This window comes from Streptomyces sp. SS7 (assembly GCF_037993025.1).
Taxonomy (GTDB): domain Bacteria; phylum Actinomycetota; class Actinomycetes; order Streptomycetales; family Streptomycetaceae; genus Streptomyces.
In genome coordinates this window covers 2238066-2261371 of sequence record NZ_CP141223.1, presented here as the reverse complement: position 1 = coordinate 2261371, position 23306 = coordinate 2238066, and the positions used below count along the sequence as shown (strand labels likewise).

Annotated in this window: 22 protein-coding genes; 9 read left to right on the top strand and 13 right to left on the bottom strand. The window is 73.0% G+C overall.

Features of this window, described 5'->3' with window-relative positions:
* Positions 1–129: 129 nt before the first annotated feature.
* The 7 genes from U5640_RS10135 to U5640_RS10105 form a co-directional block, all read right to left on the bottom strand.
* Positions 130–1071: a sucrase ferredoxin gene (locus tag U5640_RS10135; protein WP_340375468.1), complete on the bottom strand. Its 942-nt coding sequence runs from the start codon at positions 1069–1071 to the stop codon at positions 130–132.
* A 135-nt stretch (positions 1072–1206) separates the two neighbouring features.
* Entirely contained in the window at positions 1207–2460 is a 1254-nt protein-coding gene (locus U5640_RS10130; protein ID WP_340375467.1) for a citrate synthase, read from the bottom strand.
* A gap of 173 nt (positions 2461–2633) precedes the next feature.
* A complete protein-coding gene (locus U5640_RS10125; protein WP_340375466.1) occupies positions 2634–3470 on the bottom strand; it encodes a carbohydrate ABC transporter permease in 837 nt (278 codons plus the stop codon).
* Positions 3471–3472: 2 nt separating this feature from the next.
* The gene (locus U5640_RS10120) at positions 3473–4462 is read right to left on the bottom strand and encodes a sugar ABC transporter permease (RefSeq protein WP_340375465.1); all 990 of its coding nucleotides are present in this window, start codon (positions 4460–4462) and stop codon (positions 3473–3475) included.
* 77 nt (positions 4463–4539) lie between these two features.
* Complete coding sequence (locus U5640_RS10115) at positions 4540–5886, bottom strand: sugar ABC transporter substrate-binding protein (RefSeq protein ID WP_340375464.1); 1347 nt, start codon at positions 5884–5886, stop codon at positions 4540–4542.
* A gap of 207 nt (positions 5887–6093) precedes the next feature.
* A complete protein-coding gene (locus tag U5640_RS10110) occupies positions 6094–7596 on the bottom strand; it encodes a glycoside hydrolase family 32 protein (RefSeq protein ID WP_340375463.1) in 1503 nt (500 codons plus the stop codon).
* Between the two features lie 381 nt (positions 7597–7977).
* Positions 7978–9036, bottom strand: a complete 1059-nt coding sequence (locus U5640_RS10105) for a LacI family DNA-binding transcriptional regulator (protein WP_340375462.1) — start codon at positions 9034–9036, stop codon at positions 7978–7980.
* Positions 9037–9513: 477 nt separating this feature from the next.
* Here U5640_RS10105 and U5640_RS10100 point away from each other — a divergent pair, with 477 nt between their 5' ends.
* The 5 genes from U5640_RS10100 to U5640_RS10080 all read left to right on the top strand — a co-directional run bounded on the left by U5640_RS10100 (position 9514) and on the right by U5640_RS10080 (position 12712).
* Entirely contained in the window at positions 9514–10320 is an 807-nt protein-coding gene (locus U5640_RS10100) for an MBL fold metallo-hydrolase (protein ID WP_340375461.1), read from the top strand.
* Positions 10321–10325: 5 nt separating this feature from the next.
* Complete coding sequence (locus U5640_RS10095) at positions 10326–10736, top strand: nuclear transport factor 2 family protein (RefSeq protein WP_340375460.1); 411 nt, start codon at positions 10326–10328, stop codon at positions 10734–10736.
* A 40-nt stretch (positions 10737–10776) separates the two neighbouring features.
* The gene (locus tag U5640_RS10090; RefSeq protein WP_340375459.1) at positions 10777–11157 is read left to right on the top strand and encodes a nuclear transport factor 2 family protein; all 381 of its coding nucleotides are present in this window, start codon (positions 10777–10779) and stop codon (positions 11155–11157) included.
* Between the two features lie 26 nt (positions 11158–11183).
* Positions 11184–11966 carry an aquaporin gene (locus U5640_RS10085; protein WP_340375458.1) on the top strand — a complete coding sequence of 261 codons (783 nt, stop codon included), beginning with the start codon at positions 11184–11186 and terminating at the stop codon, positions 11964–11966.
* Between the two features lie 170 nt (positions 11967–12136).
* Positions 12137–12712, top strand: coding sequence for a DUF488 domain-containing protein (locus U5640_RS10080; protein ID WP_340375457.1), 576 nt, complete (start codon positions 12137–12139; stop codon positions 12710–12712).
* Positions 12713–12786: 74 nt separating this feature from the next.
* Here U5640_RS10080 and U5640_RS10075 read toward each other — a convergent pair whose 3' ends face one another.
* The 3 genes from U5640_RS10075 to U5640_RS10065 are packed head-to-tail and all read right to left on the bottom strand — an operon-like array spanning position 12787 to position 14770.
* On the bottom strand, positions 12787–13431 hold the full coding sequence (locus tag U5640_RS10075) for a hypothetical protein (RefSeq protein ID WP_340375456.1): 645 nt from the start codon (positions 13429–13431) through the stop codon (positions 12787–12789).
* Positions 13432–13433: 2 nt separating this feature from the next.
* Positions 13434–13853 carry a DUF2071 domain-containing protein gene (locus U5640_RS10070; protein ID WP_340375455.1) on the bottom strand — a complete coding sequence of 140 codons (420 nt, stop codon included), beginning with the start codon at positions 13851–13853 and terminating at the stop codon, positions 13434–13436.
* A gap of 59 nt (positions 13854–13912) precedes the next feature.
* Complete coding sequence (locus U5640_RS10065; RefSeq protein ID WP_340375454.1) at positions 13913–14770, bottom strand: UbiA family prenyltransferase; 858 nt, start codon at positions 14768–14770, stop codon at positions 13913–13915.
* 370 nt (positions 14771–15140) lie between these two features.
* Here U5640_RS10065 and U5640_RS10060 point away from each other — a divergent pair, with 370 nt between their 5' ends.
* The 3 genes from U5640_RS10060 to U5640_RS10050 are packed head-to-tail and all read left to right on the top strand — an operon-like array spanning position 15141 to position 17749.
* Positions 15141–16190, top strand: a complete 1050-nt coding sequence (locus tag U5640_RS10060; RefSeq protein WP_340385029.1) for a 3-oxoacyl-[acyl-carrier-protein] synthase III C-terminal domain-containing protein — start codon at positions 15141–15143, stop codon at positions 16188–16190.
* Between the two features lie 9 nt (positions 16191–16199).
* Positions 16200–16715, top strand: coding sequence for an isoprenylcysteine carboxylmethyltransferase family protein (locus tag U5640_RS10055; RefSeq protein WP_340375453.1), 516 nt, complete (start codon positions 16200–16202; stop codon positions 16713–16715).
* Positions 16712–17749, top strand: a complete 1038-nt coding sequence (locus U5640_RS10050) for an NAD(P)/FAD-dependent oxidoreductase (protein ID WP_340375452.1) — start codon at positions 16712–16714, stop codon at positions 17747–17749. The genes U5640_RS10055 and U5640_RS10050 overlap by 4 nt, the downstream gene beginning before the upstream one ends.
* 80 nt (positions 17750–17829) lie before the next feature.
* Here U5640_RS10050 and U5640_RS10045 read toward each other — a convergent pair whose 3' ends face one another.
* A complete protein-coding gene (locus U5640_RS10045; RefSeq protein ID WP_107122000.1) occupies positions 17830–18069 on the bottom strand; it encodes a hypothetical protein in 240 nt (79 codons plus the stop codon).
* A 212-nt stretch (positions 18070–18281) separates the two neighbouring features.
* Positions 18282–18839: a DUF6082 family protein gene (locus tag U5640_RS10040; protein WP_340375451.1), complete on the bottom strand. Its 558-nt coding sequence runs from the start codon at positions 18837–18839 to the stop codon at positions 18282–18284.
* 320 nt (positions 18840–19159) lie between these two features.
* Here U5640_RS10040 and U5640_RS10035 point away from each other — a divergent pair, with 320 nt between their 5' ends.
* The gene (locus U5640_RS10035) at positions 19160–20224 is read left to right on the top strand and encodes a GTP-binding protein (protein WP_340375450.1); all 1065 of its coding nucleotides are present in this window, start codon (positions 19160–19162) and stop codon (positions 20222–20224) included.
* Positions 20225–20602: 378 nt separating this feature from the next.
* Here U5640_RS10035 and U5640_RS10030 read toward each other — a convergent pair whose 3' ends face one another.
* Positions 20603–23059, bottom strand: a complete 2457-nt coding sequence (locus tag U5640_RS10030) for a DNA topoisomerase IV subunit A (protein WP_340375449.1) — start codon at positions 23057–23059, stop codon at positions 20603–20605.
* Positions 23060–23306: the final 247 nt, after the last annotated feature.

The window sequence follows — 23306 nt, the reverse complement described above, 5'->3', positions numbered from 1 at the left end:
ACGTGGGCGGGGCGGTGCAGCCGTAGGGGTGTGTGGTGTGGATCTCTTGACCAGCTCTTGATCAGCTCAAGAAGAAACGGTTCGGCCTCGGCCCCGCGAGGCCTGGGACCAACCGTGGACACGGCCCGGTCAGCCGACCCCCGCCACCACCAGTTCGCGCACCGCCACGACGTCCATCCGCGCCGGTGAACCGAGGACCGACGCCCCGCAGCTGTCGGCGCGGGGCGGCTCGGACGCGCCCCGGGCCACCACGACCCGCCAGTGGCGCCCGTCGGCGTGCGCGACGGTCACCTCCCAGCGGGGCGCCTCGCCGGTGGTGAGGACGACGTCGAGCGCCTCGGCGCGGTCCTCGCCGGTCGCCCGGCGCACGGCCAGCTCCGCGGCCTGTCCGGGCCGCTCCCAGGCGGAACGCCCGCGGCAGCCGTCCAGGACGACCCGCCCCTCCCGGACGCCGCGCAGGGCCTCCTTGACGGTGTGGGCCTCGGCGCGGCCGTACACGTAGCCGTGCGGCAGGACGAGGACCGTCGGGGAGAACCGGTGACCGCCCAGATGAGTGACCTCCCACACCCCCGGTACGCCCGAGGCGGCCAGCTCGGCCGCGAGCGGGCGGCCCAGCAGGGCGCAGCAGCGGTCCCGCTTGCCGTTGGTGCAGACGAGGGCGAGCGGATCACCGGTGTGCGCGCCGCCGCGCAGCGCGGTGTCGAAGCCGCGGTGGTCGCCCCGGCCGAGCGCGGCGAAGTCGACGTCGAGCAGCCGCGCGGGGTCGGTGGTCGTGGCGGCGCGCAGCCAGACGTTCCCCGGCGCGGTGTGGGCCGCGTACACGTGCCGTACGGGCGGCGGCATGCCGGGGTCGGCGTGCCGGCCCGGGCGGCGGATGAGCGCGATCCGCACGCCCGTGTCCTCGGCGGCCGCTTCCAGGGCACGGCCCAGTACGGGGTCCAGGTGGCTCGAGGTGAGCGCCTTGGCACCCCACGGACCGGCCTGCTCCAGCAGGAGCCAGGTCGAGGCGGTGGCCGCGGTTCCGGGCATGGGCTCGCCGAGGGTCCGCGAGTCGGTCGCACACGTACTCACAGAGGTGAGCCTAACCTGACTTGGCGCGCCGTACCTCCCACGGCGCCTGTGAATCGTCGTGGACTGCGCGGGCAGGGCCCCGGCGCGAAGCCCTCGCCCCGGGACGGGCGGCGCCCTTCCCCAGGTCCCCCGGTCCTAGGGAAGGTGCTGGGGCGGCTTCGCTCCCACGTACTGCCCGCTCGGGCGCATCCGCAGGGGCCGTTCGCCGTACTCCTCCAGGGCGTGGGCGATCCAGCCCGCCGTCCGCGCCACCGCGAAGATCGTCTCGCCCGCGGCGGGCTCCATGCCGAAGGAGGCGGTGAGGACACCGAGCGCGAGGTCGACGTTGGCGTGCAACGGGGTGTGGCGCGCGATCGTGCTCACGATGTCGCGTGCCGCCGCGAGGGCGGGTGCCGCATCCGGAATCTCCTCCAGGAGGGCGAACAGGGCACGCGCGCGTGGGTCCTCGCCGGGGTAGAGCCGGTGGCCCAGACCGGGGACACGGCGGCCGGCCCGCAGCTCCTGGGCGATCACCGGCCCCGCGTCGCCGACATCGAGGACCTCCTCCAGCAGCCGGTGCGCGAGGCCGCTCGCGGCGCCGTGCAGAGGCCCTTCGATGACCCCGAGGCCGGCCGAGACGGCCGCGTAGGGATGCGCGCGGGCCGAGGCGGCGACCCGCACCGCGAGTGTCGAGGCCGCCAGGTCGTGGTCGACGAGCAGACCGAGGGCGGTGTCCAGGACGCGCAGCTGCGCCTCGTCGACGCGCCGCCCGGTCAGCCGTGCCCACAGGCGCCGGGCCAGGGAACCCTCGTCGCGGTGGGTGGGCCGCGCGGGCGGGAGGGCGGCGACCAGGGTGGGGATCAGGATGCGCGCGGTGCCGAGCACGGCCGTCTCGGTGAGGTCGAACCGCAGCGGATCGGCGACCGCCGCGGCGACGGCCGCCACCCGCAACCGGTCGGTGGGGCCGCTGTGTCCCGGCAGCGCGTCGACCGCGCGGCGGGCCGCCTCGACGGAGGCGGCGGGGGCCGTGAAGACGGTGCCGGGGTGCGGGCGGCCGGTCCACAGCCACTCGGCGACCTCTTCGTAAGGGTGCCGCGCGGCCAGTTCGGTCGCGTCGACGCCGCGGTAGTAGTACCGGTCCTTGTCGATGAACGTGAGCCGGGTCCGCACGGACAGCTCGCCGCTCGCGCCCGGACTTCCTTCGCCCGGCCGCCTGTTGCGCCGCGCGAGCGCCTCGACCTCCGTGGCGTCGAAGGTGCTGCCCCGGCCGCCGGGTGTGCGTCTGCTGCTGAGCTGACCGCGGCTCACGTACGCGTACACGGTCTCGGGCTTCACGCCGAGCAGATCGGCGGCCTCCTTGGTGCTCAGTCGCCGCTCCGGGAGGCCGGGGGCGGCTTCGTGATCGCGCATGGGGGCCACCGTATCCGCAGCGGACGCACGGCAAGGGAGAACGTCCGGACGGTGACGCTGCCGTTGGCCGCGCGCCGCAGGGGCAGGCCGCTGGGGCGGGCCGCCAACGAGCCGACAGCAGGTGGGGCGGGTCGTGGCGTTCGTCCCCGTCCGGCCGGCGGGCGTGTGCGGGGTCAGCCCTTGACGGCGGAGCCGGCGACACCTTGGACGAACCACCGCTGGAAGAACGCGAAGACGACCAGGACCGGCAGGACGAGCAGGACGCCGAAGGCGAGGACCTGGCCCCAGTCGACGGGCATCTGGCCCTGGAAGACACTCATCTCCAGGGGCAGCGGGCGCACGGCCGGGTCGGAGACCATCAGGACAGGCCACAGGAAGGAGCCCCACTGGGTGAGGAAGGTCAGGATCGCGACGGACGCGAAGACCGGCTTCGACATCGGGACGACGATGGCGAAGAAGGTGCGCCAGGGGCCGGCGCCGTCGATACGGGCGGCTTCCTCGATGCTGGGCGGGACGGCGCGGAAGAAGGTGGCGAACTGGTAGACGGAGAAGGCGTTGGCGATGAAGGGGACGGCCTGGATGTAGAGGGTGTTGCGCTCGTTGTTGAACAGGTAGAACAGCGGGACGGCGACCGCTTCGAACGGCACGAGCATCAGCAGCAGCACGACGGTGAAGACGACGCCCTGGCCGCGCCACTTCAGCCGGGTGAGGCCGTAGGCGGCCATGGAGTTGACGATCAGTCCGCCGAGGACGACGACGGTGGACAGCAGGATCGAGACGCCCATGAAGCGCCAGAAGTAGCCGGTGGCGTCGGAGTCGAAGCTGCTGAGGACGGCGCGGTAGTTGTCGAGGGACAGATGGGTGGGGAGGAAGCCGGTCAGGCCGCTGAGCACCTGGTCGGACGGCTTGAAGCTGCCCATGACCAGGTAGAGGACGGGCAGGACGAAGAGGAACGCCAGCGCGCCGAGGACGGCGTGGTCGAGGAAGCGGCGCAGGGGTGAGCGGGTCATGGTCAGTCCTCGGTGCCGGGGCGGACGACGCGGCGCTGGATGAGGGTCAGGGCGACGACGATCAGGAAGAAGACGACGGTGATCGCGGACGCCTGGCCGATGTTGTTCTGGTCGAAGGCGGTGGTGACGGCCTGGTACATCACGGTGCGGGTGGCGTCCTCGTCGAGTCCGCCGCCCTTGACCAGCACGTAGACCTGGTCGAAGACGCGGAAGGAGAGGACGGAGGTGAGCAGGGCGACGAAGGTGAGGGTGGAGCGGATGCCGGGCAGGGTGACGTGGCGGAACTGCTGCCGGCGCGAAGCGCGGTCGAGTTCGGCGGCCTCGTAGAGCTCGCCGGGGATCTGCTGGAGGCCGGCGAGCAGGATGACCATCTGGAAGCCGACGCCCTGCCACACGGACAGCACGATGATCGACGCCATCGCGGTCAGACTGTCGCCGAGCCAGTCGAAGGCGCCCCAGTTGCCGAAACTCACCGCGTGCAGCGCGGAGTTGAGCAGGCCGTCCCCGCTGCGGGCCAGGATGAGCCGCCAGATGACCGCGACCAGGGCCATGGGGAAGACCACCGGCAGGAAGAACAGGGACCGGTAGACGCCGATCGCCTTGAGCTTGCGGTTCAGCAGGATCGCCAGGCCGAGCGCGAGGCCGGTCTGCAGCGGTACCACGACCACGGCGAAGGTCAGGTTGTTCAGCAGGGCCCGCAGGAAGGGGCCGGACAGGTCGGGGTCGGTGAAGATGCGCCGGTACTGCTCGATGCCGAAGAAGCGGGGCGGCAGCGGGGAGCCGAGCCGCACGTTGTAGAAGGACAGTACGACGGCGTAGACGAACGGCACGCCGACGAAGGCGATCAGCCCGCCCAGCGCGGGGGCGGACATCAGCAGTCCGGGCACCCACGCGCGGGCCTGGCGCCGGGACCGCGGGGGAGTGCCGGAGGGCGCCGAGGGGCCGGGCTTGCTCCCGTCCGGTGGGGCGGGGGCGGGGTTCACGATGGTCACGGTAGAGGTCCTCCTCCGGGCCGGGAGGGACGGGCGCTGTCAGAGTGGGTCCGTCCCTCCCGGCTGCTGGATGCCGGCTACGGCAGCTCGTAGCCGTCGTTGTCCGAGAAGTCCTGGTCGATGGCGCGGGCGGCCTTGGCCAGGGCGGTCTTCGGGTCGGCACCGCCGTAGACGTCGCTGAGTGCCTGGCTGAACTTGGCGGTGACCGTGGGGTACCCGGCGGTGATCGGCCGGGTCACGGCGACGCAGGAGGTGTCGACGGTGGTGGCACCGCAGGGCTTGGCGAGCTGGTCGGCGAAGAGCTGGAGCGGGCCGCCCCGCCGGTACAGCTCGCTCTTGGCGAGTGCGGACCTGGTGCCGGGAGGGGCGCCGTTGGCCGTGGTCATCGCGGTGACGTTGGTGTCGTCGAGGAGGGAGTCGAGGAAGGCGCCGGCGGCCTTGCCGTTCTTGGTGTGCGCGCCGATGCCCCATTCCCAGGAGCCCTGGCCGGTCTTGGGACCGTTGCCGAAGTCGGGCAGGGGCAGGACGACGAGGTCCTTGCCGAGGGCCTTGCTGTAGGCGGGGTACATCCAGTGGCCGACCCAGCTGAGGGCGACGCGGCCCTGGGCGAAGGCGTTGCCGTCGGTGTTGGGGTCGGTGTACCGCTTCCAGGACTGGAACGTCTTCAGCGCCGAGGCCACGGCCGGGGTGTCCAGGGCGCCTTCGGCCTTCCCGTTCCGCAGCAGGGAGCCGCCGGCCGACCAGACGAGGGGCGCGAAGCCGTAGGTGCCCCACTCGTTGGCGTACCCGCCGCTTTCCTGGAGGTCCAGGCTCTTGCCGTCGGAGTCCTTGGCGGCCAGCTTCTTGACGGCGTCGGTGAACTCCGCCGCGGTCCAGGCGTCGGACAGCCCGGTCGGGTACGTGATGCCGGCGGCGTCCAGCAGCTTCTTGTTGCCGTAGACGCCCAGCCCCGAGTCGTACATGCCCAGGCCGTACTGCTTGCCGTTGATCTCGCCCTCGGCCTTGATGGCCTCGGTGGCGTTGGCCAGGGTCTTGACGGAGACGTAGTCGTCGATCGCGGCGAGCTTGTTGTTGTAGACGAAGTTCGCCATGGTCGGGCCGTCGAACTCCATCACGTCCGGCAGCTTGGAGGCGTCGGTGGCGGTGATGGTCTTGGTGTAGTCGGTGTCGGGGATCAGGGTCAGCTTGACCTTGACCTTCTTCTGCGCGGAGTTGAACGTCCGCACGGCGTTCTGCACGGCGGCGGCCTCGCTCGCCTGGCCCTGGTGGGCCCAGACGGTGATGGTGCCCGTGCCGCTGCCCTGCTCGGCGGAGGTGCCGGTGCCGCCGCCGGAGCCGCAGGCGGCCAGTGAGGCCAGGGGCAGGGCGAGGGCCAGGGCCGTGGCCGCCGTACGGCGGGATGATCTTGTGGTGCCGGGGTTCATGCGGGATGCCTCCGGTGTGGGGTGCGCGGGTGTGGGTGGGCGGGTGTGGGTGGGTGGTGTGGGTGGATGGTGAGATCGGTGGGGGGAGCTGCGGGGGCGGGTGAGGGTGACGGTGGGTGGTGAGGTCGGTGGTGGGAGGTGCGGGGTGCGGGTGGGTGGTGGACGGGTGATGCGCGGGTGTGGGGGGTCTCCGGATCGGCACGCGCTCTACGACGACGAGGCCGACGACTCCGTCAGGGGGACCTGGCCGTGCGGCAGGCCGGGGGCGGCGCTCTGCTCCTTGACCGTGAGCGGCAGCAGCTGCCAGGCGTCGACCGTGTAGCTCAGGCGGGTGTCCGGCGCGGCGTGGGCGGCAAGGCGCCAGGGGCCGTCGCCCGTCGGGTAGAAGCGCAGGGTGAGCACCTGGCCGGTGGTGGTCAGGAAGACCTCGGCGAGGGAGTGGTCGACCACCAGCCGCAGCTCGACCGGATGCCCCGTGGGGCACGGCATCCGGTAGGAACCGCCGCGGGCGCGGCTGTCCGGCGAGGCGTGGTCGCGGTCGACGACCAGTTCGCCCGCGGCGGCGTCGAGGCGGATGTCGAGGTACTCGGCGGCCCCGGTACCGGTGAGCAGCCGCAGGCCTGCCGTCCCGGTCGTCTCCAGCCGGGCCGTCAGGTCGAAGGCGCGGCCCACGCCGCCCAGTTCCACCGGCCGGGCGCCGTGCGCCTCGCCCTCCGCGTGCAGCGTGTGCCCGCCGCGCAGGGCGAGGAGTTCGGCGGCGGGACGCTGGTGCAGTGTGCCGTCGGCGCCCACGGAGATCTCGCGGGGCAGGGTCAGGGTGCCCGCCCATCCGTCGGCGACCGCCCAGCTCTCCTCGCGGGCTTCCGCGGACCAGCCCCACAGCAGCCATCGGCCGCCGGGTGCGCGCAGCAGGGCGGGCGCGTAGCAGTCCGGGCCGTGGTCGACGAGCACGGGCGGGCCGGCCTCGAAGGCGTCGCCGTGTTCCTCGCCGATCAGGGCGGTGACACAGCGGTCGCCGTCGTGGTCGTTCCAGGCACTGAAGATGAGGGCCCCGGGGTGCCCCGGCCGCGGCGGCAGGTACTGCGGGCATTCCCAGCCCTCGCCGGTGTGCAGACCGGTGCCGCCGACCGGTGTCTGCCCGCGGCCTGCGAAGGGGCCCCGGTAGGTCCAGGTTTCCAGGTCCGCCGACTCGTAGAGCAGGGCCGCGCCCCGGCCGTCGGCGAGGGCGGCGCCGACCAGCATCCGCCACCGCTCGCCGTCCCGCCACACGTACGGGTCGCGGTACATGGTGCAGTCCTCGGGCCAGGTGGGGATGGCCAGGTCGCCCCGCGGGGTGAAGGTCCGGCCGCCGTCGTGGGAGGCGGCGGTGGTGACCGGCTGGTGCTGGGGTGAGCGGTCCCAGCGGTTCGCGGAGTAGAAGGCGACCAGACGGTCGCCGTCGGAGACGGCGTTGCCGGAGAAGCAGCCGTCGGCGTCCACGCCTCCCGGGGCCGGGGACAGGGCGACCGGCAGGGGCTCCCAGCTCAGCAGGTCGGGACTGCGGAAGTGGCCCCAGTGCATGTTCGCGTGCGTCGCGCCGGAGGGGTTGTACTGGTAGAAGACGTGATAGTGGCCGTCATGGAAGACCAGCCCGTTGGGGTCGTTGATCCAGTTCCGGGGCGGTCGCAGATGGGCGACGGGCCGGTACGGATCGCAGGGCGCGGTGGACACACGCGTGCCTTTCGATGGGTGCGGCGGAGCATGCGAGGGCGTGGGTGACCGGACCCGGCCGGCCACGAACGCCCCGCGCAACCCGGTGAGGACGCCTTCCCTCGGCGCCCGCCGCCCGCCCTCCTCACGGGGCGGGACGGATCGCGTGTTGCCGGCGACGGGGCGCGGGAAAGGCCGTGGCGAGCGCCGACCCCTGGTCGGCGGGAAGGGCGCGGCTCAGTACTCCGAGGCGCTGTCGGACAGGGGGCGGACGGGCCGACTCGGCCGCTCGCCGAAAGACTCGGGGGACATCTGTGTACCCTCACTGTGTTGCGTGAACTGACAGGACCGACGACCGGTTGCGACGGTCGCCTGTCACGGTGTTGCTCCGTCGTCCCGGGGTCAGAGTCGGGACGGCGGAGCGACCGATGCCCGCGCCACCAGCGGGCAAGGCAGCTTCTCGTGCAGGTCCGGGCCCGGTGGCCGGCCCGGAGACTTGGTGAGCGCGAGCAACTGGGCCACGGCCCGTGCCCCCATCTCGTAGTGCGGGAGCTGAACCGTGCTCAGCTGCGGGTGAACCGACTCGCAGACCAGCTCCTGGTTGTCGAACCCGACGACCGACAGGTCGCGGGGGACGGACAGCCCCAGCTCCGCGGCGGCCCGGTAGGCACCGGCGGCCATCCGGTCGTTGAAGCAGAACAGGGCCGTGGGAGGCCGGTCCGCCGTCAGCAGGCGCCGCGCGGCCCGGTAGCCCGTCTCCACGTCACCGCCGACCGTGTTGAACGGCACCGCCGTCTCGGCCGCGACCAGCGAGGGGTCGTAGGCGACGCCGATCTCGGCCAGCGCCTTGCGGTAGCCCTCCAGTCGGCCGTTGCGGGCGGGCAGGTCGACCGTCTGTACGGTCACACCGATCCGGCGGTGGCCGTGATCGGTCAGCTCGCGCACCGCGGCGTAACCGCCCTGGACCTCGTCGGGCACCACGGAGGGCACCGCGGGGTCGGCCGAGGCCGCGTCGAGCAGGACGGTGGGCGTCGTACGCAGAGCCTCCGGCAGTTCCACGACGCGGTGGTACATGGCCGCGTACACCACACCGTCCACCTGCCGCTGGAGCAGCATCTCGATGCTCGTGCGCTCCAGTTCGGCGTCGCCGCTGGTGTTGACCAGCAGAAGCACCAGGCCCTCGGCGGCCGCGGCCTCCTGGGCTCCCAGGATCATGCGGCCCGCGTGCGGGGTGGTGGCGATCTGGTCGCTGACGAAGCCGATGGTCTGCGACCGCTGCGTCCTCAGCCCGCGGGCCAGTCCGTTCGGCGCGTACCCGAGGTCGTCGGCGGCCTTCCAGACGCGCTGCCGCGTCTCCTCGCTGATCCGCTTGCCCTCGACCCGGTTCAGGACGTGCGACACGGTCGCGGTCGACACACCTGCCGCCGCGGCCACGTCCTTGATCCCGATCCGGCGCGCCATGACCCCTGCCCCAAGGTGGTTGATTCCGGTTGATTACGGGTTGCCTAATCGTTTAGCCAACCGTGTGGAGATGAGGGTGCCTGGTCGTCGAAGTCACTGTCAATGGCTCGTGGCGAAGTCGTTGCCGCGATGTGTCGGGCGGCGGCGCGGGCGGGACGCGAGGGCGGGGCGAGGGGCCGGGTGGCCGGGCCGGGTGGGCAGGCCGGGTGGGTGACCGGGTGGGTGACCGGGTGGGTGACCGGGTGGGCCGGGCGGGCGTGGTCCGCCGCTGATGGGCGGTCGTCGCGAGGGTGCCGGCCGCAGACTAAACATCCCCCCAAAAAAATGCGATTCCCCTCGTCCCGGCGGGCACATATTTGAACCCTCAGATACTGTCTCCGCAGACATTGCCGTCCGCATCAGGCACGCCGATCTACCCGTTCGGCTCCGTGCGAGACGTCCTCCATGTCCCCCGCGATCGCGTGCAGGAGTCATCCCATGAGCACCCTCTCCTTCAAGGTCCTCGATCTGGACTTCCCGGCCGGCAGCAAGAACAAGACGGCCACCCTCGTCACCGGTGAGTCGGAGGCGCTGCTGGTGGACGCCGGCTTCACCCGTGCCGACGGTCACCGCCTGGTCGCCGAGGTCCTCGACTCGGGCAAGAAGCTGACCACCGTCTTCGTCAGCCACGGCGACCCCGACTTCTACTTCGGTGCCGAGGTCGTCGCCGACGCCTTCCCCGACGCCGTCTTCGTCGCCACCCCGATCGTCATCGAGCACATCGCGCACTCCTACGAGGGCAAGCTCAAGGCCTGGGCGGCCCTGGGCCCCAACCTCCCCACCCGGCTGGTCGACCTGACCCCGCTCACCGGCGACCTCACCCTGGAGGGCCACACCTTCGAGCTCCGGGGCGGCCCGGCCGGACTGCCCGACCGCCACTACCTGTGGCAGGCCGGACACCGCGCCCTCCTCGGCGGCGTCCTGCTCTTCCAGCAGGAGCACGTCTGGGTCGCCGACACCCCCACCCCCGGTGACCGCGCCGCCTGGATCGACCTGCTCGACGGCATGGCCGCCCTCGACCCGGAGCTGGTCGTCCCCGGCCACCGGCTGCCCGGCACCGCCGCCGACGCCTCCGCGATCACCGCCACCCGCGACTACCTCCTCGCCTTCGAGGAGGAGCTGGGCAAGGCCGCGGACGGGGCCGCGCTCACCGAGGCGCTGGTCAAGCGCTACCCGGACAACGGCATGCTGATCGCCGCGCAGATCGGTGCGAAGGTCGCCAAGGGCGAGATGACGTGGGGCTGACCGGCATGTCCGACTTCGCCACCTCCTCCGCGCCCGCCGACGTCGTACGCCGGCAGTACCTGGCCTCGGCCGCGGGTGACCTGGACGCCCTGCGCGCCACCCTCGCCCCGGACGTGGAGTGGACCGAGATGGCCGGCTTCCCGCTGGCCGGCACCTACCGCACCCCCGAGGGCGTGACCTCCCACGTCATGGAGAAGCTCGGCCAGGACTGGGACGGCTGGACCGCCCACGACGACACCTACGTCGTCGACGGCGAGAACGTCGTCGTCCTGGCCCGCTACACCGCGACCCACAAGGCCACCGGCAAGAACATCGACGTCCGCGTCGCCCACCACTTCGTCGTCCGCGGCGGACTCGTCGTCCGCTTCGAACAGTTCGTGGACACCGCCCTCGTCCGCGAGGCCATGACCGACTGAAGCCCTCCCGCACCCCGCCCGCACAAACCAGGAGATCCCCATGTCCGCAGCCGACAACAAGGCGCTCGTCGTCGCGTTCTACGAGCAGGCGTTCAACGACTACCAGCCGGAGCAGGCCGCTGCCGCCCACCTCGGTGAGAGCTACACCCAGCACAACCCGGAGGCACAGGACGGCCCCGACGCCTTCGTCGGCTACGTCCACTGGCTGCGCGGCCAGTTCCCCGACCTGCGCCTGGACATCAAGCGCACGATCGCCGAAGGGGACCTCGTGGTCACCCACAGCAACCTGCACCTCAAGCCCGGCGACCGCGGCATGGCCGTCGCGGACTTCTGGCGCGTCGCCGACGGCAGGATCGTCGAGCACTGGGACGTGATCCAGGAAGTGCCCGAGAACAGCGCCAACGACAACACCATGTTCTGAGTTCCACGGTGAGTCGGTCGGGTGACGTGCCGCGCCCTCCTGCTCCACCGGAGGCGAGCAGCTGGTACGCGCTGTACGAGTTCGCGCTGGTGACCGTGCTGCTGTTCGGCGTCGTCAGCGCGGTACGCCTGTTGGTCGTGCCCTCTTCGGCGCTGGCCGTGAGCGGCCTCCACCTCGCCCTCGCCGCTGTCGGCGCGGTGGTGGGGGCGCTCGCGCTCCTGCTGATCCGCAGCCCGTGGGGGCGGCGTTCCGGCGCGCACATGAATCCGGCCGTCTCCGTCGGGCTGTGGCTCATGGGTGCCTTCCCCGGCCGTTGCGTCCTGCCGTACGTCGGCGCGCAGGCCGCCGGTTCGCTCGCGGGGACGGCGCTGGCCGCCCTGATGTGGGGTGCGCCCGCGAGCGACCCTCCGGCCGACTACGCCGTCGTACAGCCGGCTCCGGGCTGGGGCACGCCGGCCGTCGCCGCCACGGAGATCGGCTGCCTGTTCCTGCTCACCCTGGTGATCGGGTTCTTCCTGGCCAATCCGACGTACGACGCGTGGCTGCCCGCCGTCCTGGCGATGCTGACCGCGGCGATCATCGCGATCCTCGGCCCGCGCAGCGGGGGTTCGACCAACCCGGCCCGGCAGATCGGGCCCGCGGTCCTCTCGGGCAACCACCACGACCTGGCCGTCTACCTGCTGGCACCGGTCGTCGGAGCGGTCCTCGGCGCGGCGGTCCACCGGGAACTCGTCCGCCGTACCCGGCTGCGCCGGCCGCGCACCTACCGCCTGTGTCCGGCGAGCGCGGAAGCCGTCGGCGGCGCGTGACCCGCCCGGGTGCGGGAAGGTGGCGCCACGCGGCTTCCCATGAGTCGTAAAAGAGTCTGATTCCGGTCATGGGGCGGCCGCCGTCGGGAACCCGGCAAGCTCCAGCGTCCGTTCCATCCACTCTGTCTGTTCCGCCCTTCCGCCCTTCCGTCCGAGGAGGCGCCGGCCGTATGGACCAGCCCCTGCTCACCTTCGGGCACAGCACCGCCGACCGTGACCGGATCACCGCTCTGCTGCACGACGCCGGTGTCGGGGCCGTGGTGGACGTGCGCACCGCTCCGGGCAGCCGGCGCAATCCCGACGTGTCCCGGCAGCGGCTGGCCGAATGGCTCCCGCACGCCGGGATCGACTACCGGTGGGAGCCCGCGCTCGGCGGTTTCCGCAGACCGCCTCCGGACAGCCCCGACACCGTCTGGCGCAACGTTTCCTTCCGCGGCTACGCCGCCCACACCCGTTCCCCCGAGTTCGTCACCGCAGTGGACCGGCTGCTGGGCGACGCCGCCCGCGTCCGCACCGCGGTGATGTGCAGCGAGGCCGTCTGGTGGCGCTGTCACCGGCGTCTCATCGCCGACTTCGCGGTGCTCGCCCGCGACACACCGGTCCGCCACCTCCTGCCCGGCGGCCGCGCCGGCGCCCATGTCCCGACGGCCGGGGTCCGGCTGCGCGCGGACGGGCTCCTCGTCTACGACGGCCTCGCGGGAGCGGTCACCGAGCGCGGGGCGCGCCCGGGCGCACTGTCCGACTAGGCGTGCGCTGCGGGAGCGAGCGCGAGCCGGAGCGAGCGCGAGCCGGGCCCGCCGGACGTACCCGGCCGGGCCGCTCACCGCGCCGACGGCATTTCCACGGTCGTGGTGACCCGGGTGAGGCAGGGGCGTCGTGGCACCGATCCGAAACCGAAGCGGACCGGCGGCTCGACGGGCGCCGGCCCGCCGAGGTCGGTGCCCTCGAACACCCCCGACACCGCGCACACCGCCCGCAGGTCACGGGCGCCGTACCACTCACGGCGGCCCGCGCCGGCGCTGCCCCGCGTCCGTACGCCGGGCAGCAGCACCCGGGCCGGCCGGTCGGTCAGCGCCGCCCACGCCGGACGCCGGGCCAGGACGCCCGGAACGGCACACAACAGGAGTCCGAGGAACCCCCTTCGGCCGGTGCGGAAGCCCAGGCCGAGCGGCCCCGCCGTGACCGTCCAGGTGCGGCCCGTGACGCGGACGTCGACCGCGACGAGGCGGACCGAGTCGAACGTGTAGGTGCCGCTGACGAAGTCGGCGATCTCCCGGGTGGGCGCCAGCAGAATCCGTTCACCGTCGGCCCGTTCGAGCATCACGTCGCTGAACGGCCCGAACGGCGACCGCTCCCAGTGCCCGAGCACGACGCGCGTCCCGGAAGCGGTGCCCAGACCGGCGATCCAGCCGTCGAAGCGCATGCGGGAGGCGCTGCCGGACCGGCCGCGCCGTGGCGGCCTCATCCTCATCCGCTCGCCCCGGGACGCCGGGCGCAGGGCCTCGTGGCGCCGAGGCGGACCTGCCTGACCCCTTCCGAGAAGTGCACCACCGGCTCACCGAGCGGGGCGGGCAGGCCCGCCGCGCCGGTCAGCAACCAGAGCCCGTCCCGTCCGTCGTGGTGCCGTACGTACGTCCGCAGATTGGTCTCCGCGAACGTCGGCAGCCCCGGGGCCGTCGCCGGTACGACCGGAGGGCGCACGTCCGCCATGACGAAGGGCGTGAGCCCGACCCAGGCCGCGTCCTCGTGAAGGTCCGCCACCAGCTCCGGCGGCAGGAGGGCCTGCACCTCCCGGGGCCGGTAGGCCCAGTGGACGAAGGTCTGCGCGACCCAGCCGGCCCGCAACGCGGGCAGGAGCACCCGCTGCTCCGCTCCGTACGCCACCACGCGCGGCGAGTCCCCCGTCGCGGGCGCGCGGAAACGCACGCACCCGGCAGCGGACCCGCTCAGCCCATGGCGGCGCCCCGCAGCAGGAGCAGCGCCACGGCCAGTCCGGCCACCGCGAGCGACGCGCGGAACGGCCATCGGCTCACCTCCCCCGGCAGGGCACTGCCCGCGACCGCGACGATCCCGGCCGTCGCCGCCAGGACGCGGTCCGTGAGCCCGACCGGCCCGGGTGGCCCGGCCACGACCGCGGCCAGGGCCGTCAGCATCACGGCAGGAGCCAGCCGGCGGCAGCCCGGACGGCCCAGCCGCTGCGGCAGCCCGCGCACTCCGGTGGCGAGATCGTCGTCGATGTCCGGGAGGACGTTCACCAGGTGCGCGCCGACGCCGAGCAGCGCCCCCGCCGTGGTCGCCCACCATGCGGGCCACGTCTGTGACGGCGGGCCGAGGGTGACGAACGCCGGCAGTGAGGCGAAGCCGGCGGCGTAGGGAAGCGGTGAGAGCACGGTCCGCTTCAGCCGCAGGTTGTAGGCCCAGCCCGAGGCCACGCCCCCGAGGTGTACCGCTCCGGCGGCGGCGCCGCTCAGCAGGGACAGGGGGACGCACAGCCCCAACGCCGTCCCGGCCGCCACGGCCACCGCCCGGGGCGGCAGCTCGCCCGCCGCCACCGGTTTGTCACGGCGGCCGCAGGCCGTGTCGCGCCGTGCGTCGGCCGCGTCGTTGCACCAGCCGACCGAGAGCTGGCCGGCCAGGACGGCCGCCGCCACCGCCGCCGACCCCGCCGCCCCGCGGCCGGCCGCCACGGCCAGGGCCGTCACGAACACGGTGACGGCGAGCGCCGGCTCCGGGTGACACGAGCGCAGCAGCGCCGAGAGCCCGTATGCCGTACGGGGGAGAGCCCCAGACGGGTGGAGAGACACCTACGCACGGTAGGCGGGCGTCCGGCACGAGGAAGGCATTGCCGGCATGCGTGTCCCCGCGATCGCCGACGCAGCGCCGTCCCCCGCCGCGGCCCCGTCCGCAGGCCCTCCGGCCGCCGCGGCCGTGCCGTCGCTGGCGCCCGGCCGGACGGCCGTCCCCGCCACCATGACCACCACCGACGCCCTCACCACGGCCGCCGCCGCCACGGCGGCCGCCACCCCCGCCCGTACCGCGACGACCCCCACCGCGACCACGCCTGTCGGCACGACGCCGGCCACCGCCACGACCGCCCCCGCCACGCCCTTCGGCACGACGCCCGTCGCCACGACGCCCGCCGCCGCCACCACCACCGTCGCCGCCGTCCGGACCGTGTTGCCCCCGCACCGGTACGCCCAGGAGGACCTCACCGAGCGGATCGGCGACCTGTGTCTGCCCCCGGGCGCCGACCGCGCGGTGCTGCGCCGTCTGCACGCCGCCTCCGGGGTGCGTACGCGCCACCTCGCCCTGCCGATCGAGCGGTACGCCGCTCTCGGCGACTTCGGGCAGACGAACGACGCGTGGCTCGCGGCGGGCCTGGAGCTGGGTGAGGCGGCCGTGACGGGGGCGCTGACGGAGGCGGGGCTCGGGCCGGCCGACGTGGACCTGCTCGTGTGCGCCTCCATCACCGGCGTCGCCGCGCCGTCCCTCGACGCCCGGCTGGCCGGACGCATCGGACTGCGGCCCGACGTCAAGAGGGTGCCGGTGTTCGGCCTGGGGTGCGTGGCGGGCGCCGCGGGACTCGCCCGGGTGCACGACTACCTGCGCGGGCATCCCGGCGGCGTCGCGGTCCTGCTCACCGTGGAACTCTGCTCGCTGACGCTGCAGCGGCACGACGACTCGCGCGCCAACCTCGTCGCCGGCGCCCTGTTCGGCGACGGCGCGGCCGCGCTCGTGGCACGCCGCGCCGGTGCCAAACCCCATGCCGGAGCGCCCGACGCGGCGGCCGGCCCGTCGGTGGTCGCCACCCGCAGCCGTCTGTACCCGGACAGCGAGCGGCTGCTCGGATGGGAGATCGGGGCCGGCGGATTCCGCGTGGTGATCGACGCGGGCGTGCCCGCCCTCGTGCGCGAGCACATCGGCCGAGACCTGCGCGACTTCCTCGCCGAACACGGTCTCACCGTCGACGACATCGGGACCTGGGTGTGCCATCCGGGCGGCCCGAGGGTGCTGTCCGCCCTGGCCGACGCGCTGGAGCTGCCACCTGACGCCCTGGACCCGGCGCGACGCTCCCTCGCGGCGGCGGGGAACATGTCCTCGGTCTCCGTCCTGCACGTCCTGGAGAGCATCCGGGCGGCCGGCCGGCCCGCGCCCGGCACCTGGGGTCTGCTGCTCGCGATGGGGCCCGGCTTCTGCTCCGAACTCGTCCTCCTGCGCTGGTGAGGGATGCCCATGTCCTGGTACGCGCTGGTCCTCCTCGCCGTCGCCGCCGAACGCCTCGCCGAGCTCCTCGTCGCCCGGCGCAACGCCGCCCTGACCCTCGCCCGCGCCGGAGTGGAGCACGGCCGGGGTCACTACCCCGTCATGGTCGCCCTGCACACCGGGCTGCTGGTGTGCTGTCTGCTCGAACCCGCGCTGGCGGGCCGGCCCTTCCTGCCCGCCCTGGGCTGGCCCATGCTGGCGCTCGCGGTGCTGGCCCAGGGGCTGCGCTGGTGGTGCGTGACCACGCTCGGTCCGTTCTGGAACACCCGGGTCATCGTCGTGCCCGGGGCCCGCCTGGTCGCCGCGGGACCCTACCGGTTCCTGCGCCACCCCAACTACCTCGCGGTGGTCGTGGAGATCGCCGCTCTTCCGCTCGTGCACTCCGCCTGGCTGACCGCGGCCGTGTTCAGCCTCGCCAACGCGGCGCTGCTGACGGTCCGCGTCCGGTGTGAGAACACCGCTCTGGCCCTCGCGGGGCCCGCGTGAGGTACGTGCACGACCTGGTGATCGCCGGAGGCGGACCCGCCGGTTTGGCCACCGCCCTGCACGCGGCGCGCGCCGGTCTCGACACGGTCGTCGTCGAGCCGCGCCCCGCGCCCGTCGACAAGGCGTGCGGTGAGGGCCTGATGCCGGGCGCCGTCCGTGCCCTCGCCGCGCTGGGACTGGAGGTCCCCGGCCGCCCCCTGGCCGGCATCCGGTACGTCCAGGGACCCCGCGCGGTGCAGGCCGCGTTCCGGCGCGGGCCCGGTCTCGGCGTGCGCCGCACCGCCCTGCACGGCGCCCTGCACCGCGCCGTGCTGGACGCGGGGGTGCCCGTCCTGCCGCTGCGGGTGGCGGAGGTGCGGCAGGACGGCGCGGGCGTGACCGTCCCCGGCACGGGACTGCGGGCCCGGTGGTTCGTGGCCGCGGACGGGCTGCACTCGCCGGTACGCCGCGCCCTGGGCCTCGGTGCCACACCGCGGGGCGCGGCGGAGGCGCGGTACGGGCTGCGGCGGCACTACGCGGTGCCGCCCTGGTCGTCGTACGTCGAGGTGCACTGGGGCGCGGAGGGGGAGGCGTACGTCACCCCGCTCGGTCCCGCGCTGGTCGGCGTCGCCCTGCTGACGGGCCGGCGCGCCCCCTTCGGTGACCAGCTGCGGGCGTTCCCCGAACTGGTGGCGCGGCTCCCGCCGGAAGCGGCCGTCACCCCGGTGCGGGGCGCGGGGCCGCTGCGCCAGAGCGCCCGAACCCGCGTGCACGGGCGGGTCCTGCTGGTCGGCGACGCCGCCGGCTACGTCGACGCGCTGACCGGCGAGGGAATCTCCCTCGCGCTCACGGGTGCCGAGGTCCTGGTCGCCAACGTGCGCCGCGGCACCCCCGGCCGCTACGAGAGCGACTGGCGCCGGGTCACCCGCCGCCACCGGCTCCTCACCGAAACCCTGGTGCGGGCTCGCACCCAGCGCGCCCTGGGCCCGCGCATCGCCCCGGCGGCGGCCCGGCTCCCGCGGCTCTTCGCGGCAGCGGTGAACGCACTCGCCTGAACCGAGCAGGCGGCGACGGCGCACCGGCCACCCGACGGGGCCGCCGGTGCCGGAGCCGGACGGCCCTCCCCGAAGCGGTGTCAGGCGTCCGGGATGTCGGCCTTCGCGCGAATCAGGGTCTCCCGGGTGATGACGACGATCCGTTCGTAGTCGGCGCGGGAGGCGTCGGACGGGAGGCCGGGGTCCAGCGAATCCGTGGCGTCCGTACCGATCACGGCGAAGTTCCCGTCGGCCAACTCGAAGATGTCGGGGCAGTTGCCCCCGCCCGTGCTCCCCCGCTCGGCTGGGGCCGCACCGATCCGACGGATGATCTGACTCACTGTTGTTTCCCTTGGTCCATTGGCTTGCGCACGACGACTGCTCGGTGCAAGGCGGACCCTGTGGGGTGCACTCGTCATCCGGCGGCGTAGGCGACGATGGTGTGGGGTCCTCTACGCGATCAAGCGCGAGTCAACTCCCTGACGCACCCCTCAACTGTGCACTTGATCGGTTCGTTATGGGCCGTCGGCGTGAACCTCACGGCGCGCGCCGTCTACTCGGCCGGTGGCTCGCCCACCACCCACCACTCGTCCACATCGGCCTCTTCGAGCTGCCGCAGCAGCTCGTCGACCATGCGCCCGAGGTCGGCCTCGATCGAGTCGGCGGGGAGGGTCGCCCGCTGGCCCTGGGTGGCGTACCAGTACTCCCGGACGACGGGGTTCTGCAGCAGTCCGCGCATCCGGCCGTGGAACTCCTCGCGGGTGAGGTTGCCGATGCGGTGGTAGAAGAGCAGGTTCGTGTACAGGGCGTTCGCGAACAGGTACTGCCGTCGCTTCTGGGGCGACGCCGGCACCTCGAAGATGTCCAGCACCTCGGCCAGCTCGGGGCTGTCGATCGCCTTGCTCAGCAGTTCCCAGTGCAGCCTCTGCTGGTGGGCGAGGTTCGTGCCGGGCGGCGCCGGGACCGCCCGCTCCAGGCGCTCCAGCCGGGTGCGCAGCGCGTTGAGGGCGCTCCGCTGGACGGTCAGTGCCGCGAGGGCCCCGGCCGCGAGGCCGAGGCCCGCCGCAGCGACGGGAGCGAGTCCTCGCGTCCGGGACTTCCGTGTGGCCATGTCAACCCCCGAATCAGGCGGCCGTGCGCCGGTCGTCGGGGTGCGGGTGGAGTGACGGGGACCGGCGAGCGGTGGGCGGCGCTTGCCGCCTCCAGGGTGCCGAGCCGCCCTGATCGGCGGGGGAGGCGGAGGGGAGGCGCACGGAGGGAAGCGAGGGTCGCACGCCAGGGCGCCTTGCCAGACGTCTGCCCGGCAAGTGCGGCTGACAATCGTTCACTTCGGGGGGATTCGGTGGACTCGTATCCTGGGGCGCGTCCCAACGTCGTACGCGCTCCGCGGCCGTGAGCCGGAGTGCGCGCAGGTGTCAGAGAGGTCGCACGGTGACGCAGAGCCGCAGTCCGCAGCAGATCCCGGTCGTCGTACTCGCCGGATTCCTCGGCTCCGGCAAGACGACCCTGCTGAACCACCTCCTCCACCGCAGCGGGGGCAGCCGTATCGGGGCGATCGTCAACGACTTCGGCGCGATCGAGATCGACGCCATGGCCGTGGCCGGCGCGCTCGGCGACTCCACCGTCTCCCTCGGCAACGGCTGTCTGTGCTGTGCCGTCGACGCGAGCGAGCTCGACGTGTACCTGGAGCGGCTCGCCCACCCCGACACCGGTATCGACGTCATCGTCATCGAGGCCAGCGGTCTCGCCGAACCCGAGGAGCTGGTGCGGATGGTGCTCGCCAGCGAGCACCCGGGGATCGTGTACGGAGGGCTCGTCGAGGTCGTCGACGCCGCCGAGTTCGACGACACCCGCGCCAGGCACCCGGGGATCGACCGGCATCTCGCCCTCGCCGACCTGGTCGTCGTCAACAAGGTGGACCGCGCCCCGCGGGCCGGGCACGTCCTGGACCTCGTCCGCTCGCTCACCGACCGCGCGGCCGTCGTCCCCGCGACGTACGGCCGGGTCGACCCGGAGTTCCTCTTCGACTGCCGGCCCGGCGAGGAACGCGTCGGACAGCTGTCCTTCGACGACCTGCACGAGCACGGCGACGACGAAGACCACGGCGGACACCTGCACGCCGCCTACGACAGCGTCTCCTTCGTCTCCGAAGTCCCCCTCGACCCGCGCCGGTTGATGGCCTTCCTCGACAGCAGGCCCGAGGGGCTCTACCGCATCAAGGGGTACGTCGACTTCGGCGCGCACGACGTCCTGAACCGCTACGCCGTGCACGCCGTCGGCCGCTTCCTGCGCTTCTACCCGGAGCGCCGCGGCCCCGCCGAGGACCGCCTCACCCAGCTCGTCCTCATCGGCACCGGCATCGACGCCGAGGCGCTCGGCAAGGAGCTCCGGGCCTGCGGCAGCGACGCCCCGCACGCCGACGAGCACGGCATGTGGGGCGTCCTGCGTTACGTACAGGAACCGGACGGCGCGTCGGACCCCGGCGAACCGGCCTGAACCAGGGGAGAGAAGCCGGTGATCCGGCTCGACGACCGTCCGGGGCGGTGGCGGACGGCCATACAGAACCGGCCCGTCCCACGGGGACGGGCCGGCCTCGAAGGGGTCTACGGGTGACGGTCAGCCCGGGCGCCGTTTCGGCGGTCCCGTTGGTGACTTTCCGGTCACGGGGCCGGGTGCCGTCGCGCTGTCGGCGGCGGAAGAGTCCGGAGACCGTCTGCCGATGCCCGTACTCCATCGGCCTGCCCCCCACGCCGCGACCGGAAGCAACGACTTCACCACGGACCACTGCTCGTCAGAAAGGTCCCCTCGCCCCACACCAAGATGATCCGTGGCGCAGGGCAAGGAACGAAGCCCCCTTCCCTTCCCGGACACGGCCTAGATCGGCCCCGCCACCACGCCCACCGTCTTCGGCAGGGAGACTCCCGAGCCGTCGCGGCGCGGGTCCATCTCGGGCAGTTCGGCCGGCATGCCGTTCTTCTGGGCGGCCTTCGCCGGGACCGGTCCCGCCCAGGCGAAGGACAGGCAGTCCTCGCCCTTCAGGAACCGCTGGCAGCGCACACCCCCGGTGGCACGGCCCTTGCGCGGGTACTGGTCGAACGGGGTCAGCTTGGCCGTCGTCTGGACGGAGTCGTCCAGCGTGCCCCGCGAGCCGGCGACCGTGAAGACCACCGCGTCCACGGACGGGTCCACCGCGGTGAACGAGATGACCTTCACGCCCTCGGCGAGCTTGATGCCCGCCATGCCGCCCGCCGGACGGCCCTGCGGACGCACCTGCGCCGCCTGGTAGCGCAGCAGCTGGGCGTCGTCGGTGATGAAGACCAGGTCCTCCTCGCCGGTGCGCAGCTCGATCGCGCCCACGATCCGGTCGCCCTCCTTGAGGGTGATGACCTCCAGCTCCTCCTTGTTGGTCGGATAGTCGGGCACCACCCGCTTGACCACGCCCTGCTCGGTGCCGAGCGCCAGCCCGGGCGAGGACTCGTCGAGCGTGATCAGGCAGACCAGTGTCTCGTCGCCCTCCAGGGAGACGAACTCCGTCACCGGGGCACCCCCCGCGAGGTTGGGCGCCGACGCCGTGTCCGGCAGTTGCGGCAGGTCGACGACGTTGATCCGCAGCAGCCGGCCCGCCGAGGTGACCGCGCCGATCTCCCCGCGCGCGGTGGCCGGCACCGCCGAGACGATCACGTCGTGCTTGGCGCGTCTGCCGTCGCCCTCACCGGTGAAGGGCTCGCCGTTCGCCGTACGGGCCAGCAGACCCGTGGACGACAGCAGGACCCGGCACGGGTCGTCCGCGACCTGGAGCGGTACGGCGGCGGCCGGGGTGCCGGACGACTCCAGCAGGACCGTACGCCGCTCGGTGCCGAACTTCTTGGCCACCGCGGCCAGTTCCGCGGAGACCAGCTTGCGCAGCTCCGCGTCCGAGTCCAGGATCCGGGTCAGCTCCGCGATCTCCGCGTTGAGCCGCTCCTTCTCCGCCTCCAGCTCGATCCGGTCGAACTTGGTGAGACGGCGCAGCGGAGTGTCGAGGATGTACTGGGTCTGGATCTCCGACAGCGAGAAGCGCTCCATCAGGCGCTCCTTGGCCTGTGCGCTGTTCTCGCTGGAGCGGATCAGCCGGATGACCTCGTCGATGTCGACGAGCGCCGTGAGCAGGCCCTCCACCAGGTGCAGCCGGTCCCGGCGCTTGCCGCGGCGGTACTCGCTGCGCCGGCGGACCACGTCGAAGCGGTGGTCGAGATAGACCTCCAGCAGCTCCTTGAGGCCCAGCGTCAGCGGCTGGCCGTCCACCAGCGCCACGTTGTTGATGCCGAAGGACTCCTCCATCGGGGTCAGCTTGTAGAGCTGCTCCAGGACGGCCTCCGGCACGAAGCCGTTCTTGATCTCGATGACCAGGCGCAGGCCGTGCTGACGGTCGGTCAGGTCCTTGACGTCGGCGATGCCCTGGATCTTCTTCGAACCGACCAGGTCCTTGATCTTGGCGATGACCTTCTCGGGGCCGACCGTGAACGGCAGCTCCGTGACGACCAGGCCCTTGCGGCGGGCCGTCACGGTCTCCACCGCGACCGTGGCTCGGATCTTGAAGGTGCCGCGGCCCGTCTCGTAGGCGTCGCGGACGCCGGACAGACCGACGATCCGGCCACCGGTGGGCAGGTCCGGCCCCGGGACGAACTTCATCAGGGTGTCCAGGTCCGCGTTGGGGTAGCGGATCAGGTGCCGGGCGGCCGCGACGACCTCGCCCAGGTTGTGCGGCGGCATGTTCGTGGCCATGCCGACCGCGATCCCGGAAGCGCCGTTGACCAGCAGGTTCGGGAAGGCGGCGGGCAGCGCCACCGGCTCCTGCTCCTGGCCGTCGTAGTTCGGTGCGAAATCGACGGTGTCCTCGTCGATCGACTCCGTCATCAGGCTGGTCGCCTCGGCCTGACGGCACTCCGTGTACCGCATGGCGGCCGGCGGGTCGTCATTGCCCAGGGAGCCGAAGTTGCCGTGGCCGTCGACCAGGGGCACACGCATGGAGAACGGCTGCGCCATCCGCACCAGGGCGTCGTAGATCGACGCGTCGCCGTGCGGGTGCAGCTTGCCCATGACCTCGCCGACGACGCGCGCGCACTTCACATACCCGCGGTCGGGGCGCAGGCCCATCTCGGCCATCTGGTAGACGATGCGACGGTGGACCGGCTTGAGTCCGTCGCGGGCGTCGGGCAGGGCGCGGGAGTAGATGACCGAGTACGCGTACTCGAGGAAGGAGCCCTGCATCTCGTCGACGACGTCGATGTCGAGGATCCGCTCCTCGTACGAGTCGTCGGGCGGCGGGGTCTTCGTGCTGCGGCGGGCCATCGCTGCCGGCTCCTTGCTGAGGCGTGTGACGGATGCTGACGCGGTCCATTGTGGACCGCGGCACTGACAAGACGGGCCCAGGACCCCCGCCCTCTCATGATTGCCCGCAGGGTACGTCATGTCCGATCCGGCGCGACGTCCCGGATTCTCGCTCTCGGCGTACCGCACCCGGGAACTTCGCCGACCCACCGCGCGCTTGCATACAGTGACAGGACCGGCAGGAAACGCGCGGTTTCCACGACCGCGT

Coding starts and splice junctions, on each gene's coding strand:
- U5640_RS10130 (WP_340375467.1), bottom strand. CDS start 2,460: ATGCGCGATCACGAAGCCGCCCCCGGCCTCCCGGAGCGGCGACTGAGC.
- U5640_RS10125 (WP_340375466.1), bottom strand. CDS start 3,470: ATGACCCGCTCACCCCTGCGCCGCTTCCTCGACCACGCCGTCCTCGGC.
- U5640_RS10115 (WP_340375464.1), bottom strand. CDS start 5,886: ATGAACCCCGGCACCACAAGATCATCCCGCCGTACGGCGGCCACGGCC.
- U5640_RS10105 (WP_340375462.1), bottom strand. CDS start 9,036: ATGGCGCGCCGGATCGGGATCAAGGACGTGGCCGCGGCGGCAGGTGTG.
- U5640_RS10100 (WP_340375461.1), top strand. CDS start 9,514: ATGAGCACCCTCTCCTTCAAGGTCCTCGATCTGGACTTCCCGGCCGGC.
- U5640_RS10095 (WP_340375460.1), top strand. CDS start 10,326: ATGTCCGACTTCGCCACCTCCTCCGCGCCCGCCGACGTCGTACGCCGG.
- U5640_RS10090 (WP_340375459.1), top strand. CDS start 10,777: ATGTCCGCAGCCGACAACAAGGCGCTCGTCGTCGCGTTCTACGAGCAG.
- U5640_RS10080 (WP_340375457.1), top strand. CDS start 12,137: ATGGACCAGCCCCTGCTCACCTTCGGGCACAGCACCGCCGACCGTGAC.
- U5640_RS10075 (WP_340375456.1), bottom strand. CDS start 13,431: ATGAGGCCGCCACGGCGCGGCCGGTCCGGCAGCGCCTCCCGCATGCGC.
- U5640_RS10055 (WP_340375453.1), top strand. CDS start 16,200: ATGTCCTGGTACGCGCTGGTCCTCCTCGCCGTCGCCGCCGAACGCCTC.
- U5640_RS10040 (WP_340375451.1), bottom strand. CDS start 18,839: ATGGCCACACGGAAGTCCCGGACGCGAGGACTCGCTCCCGTCGCTGCG.
- U5640_RS10030 (WP_340375449.1), bottom strand. CDS start 23,059: ATGGCCCGCCGCAGCACGAAGACCCCGCCGCCCGACGACTCGTACGAG.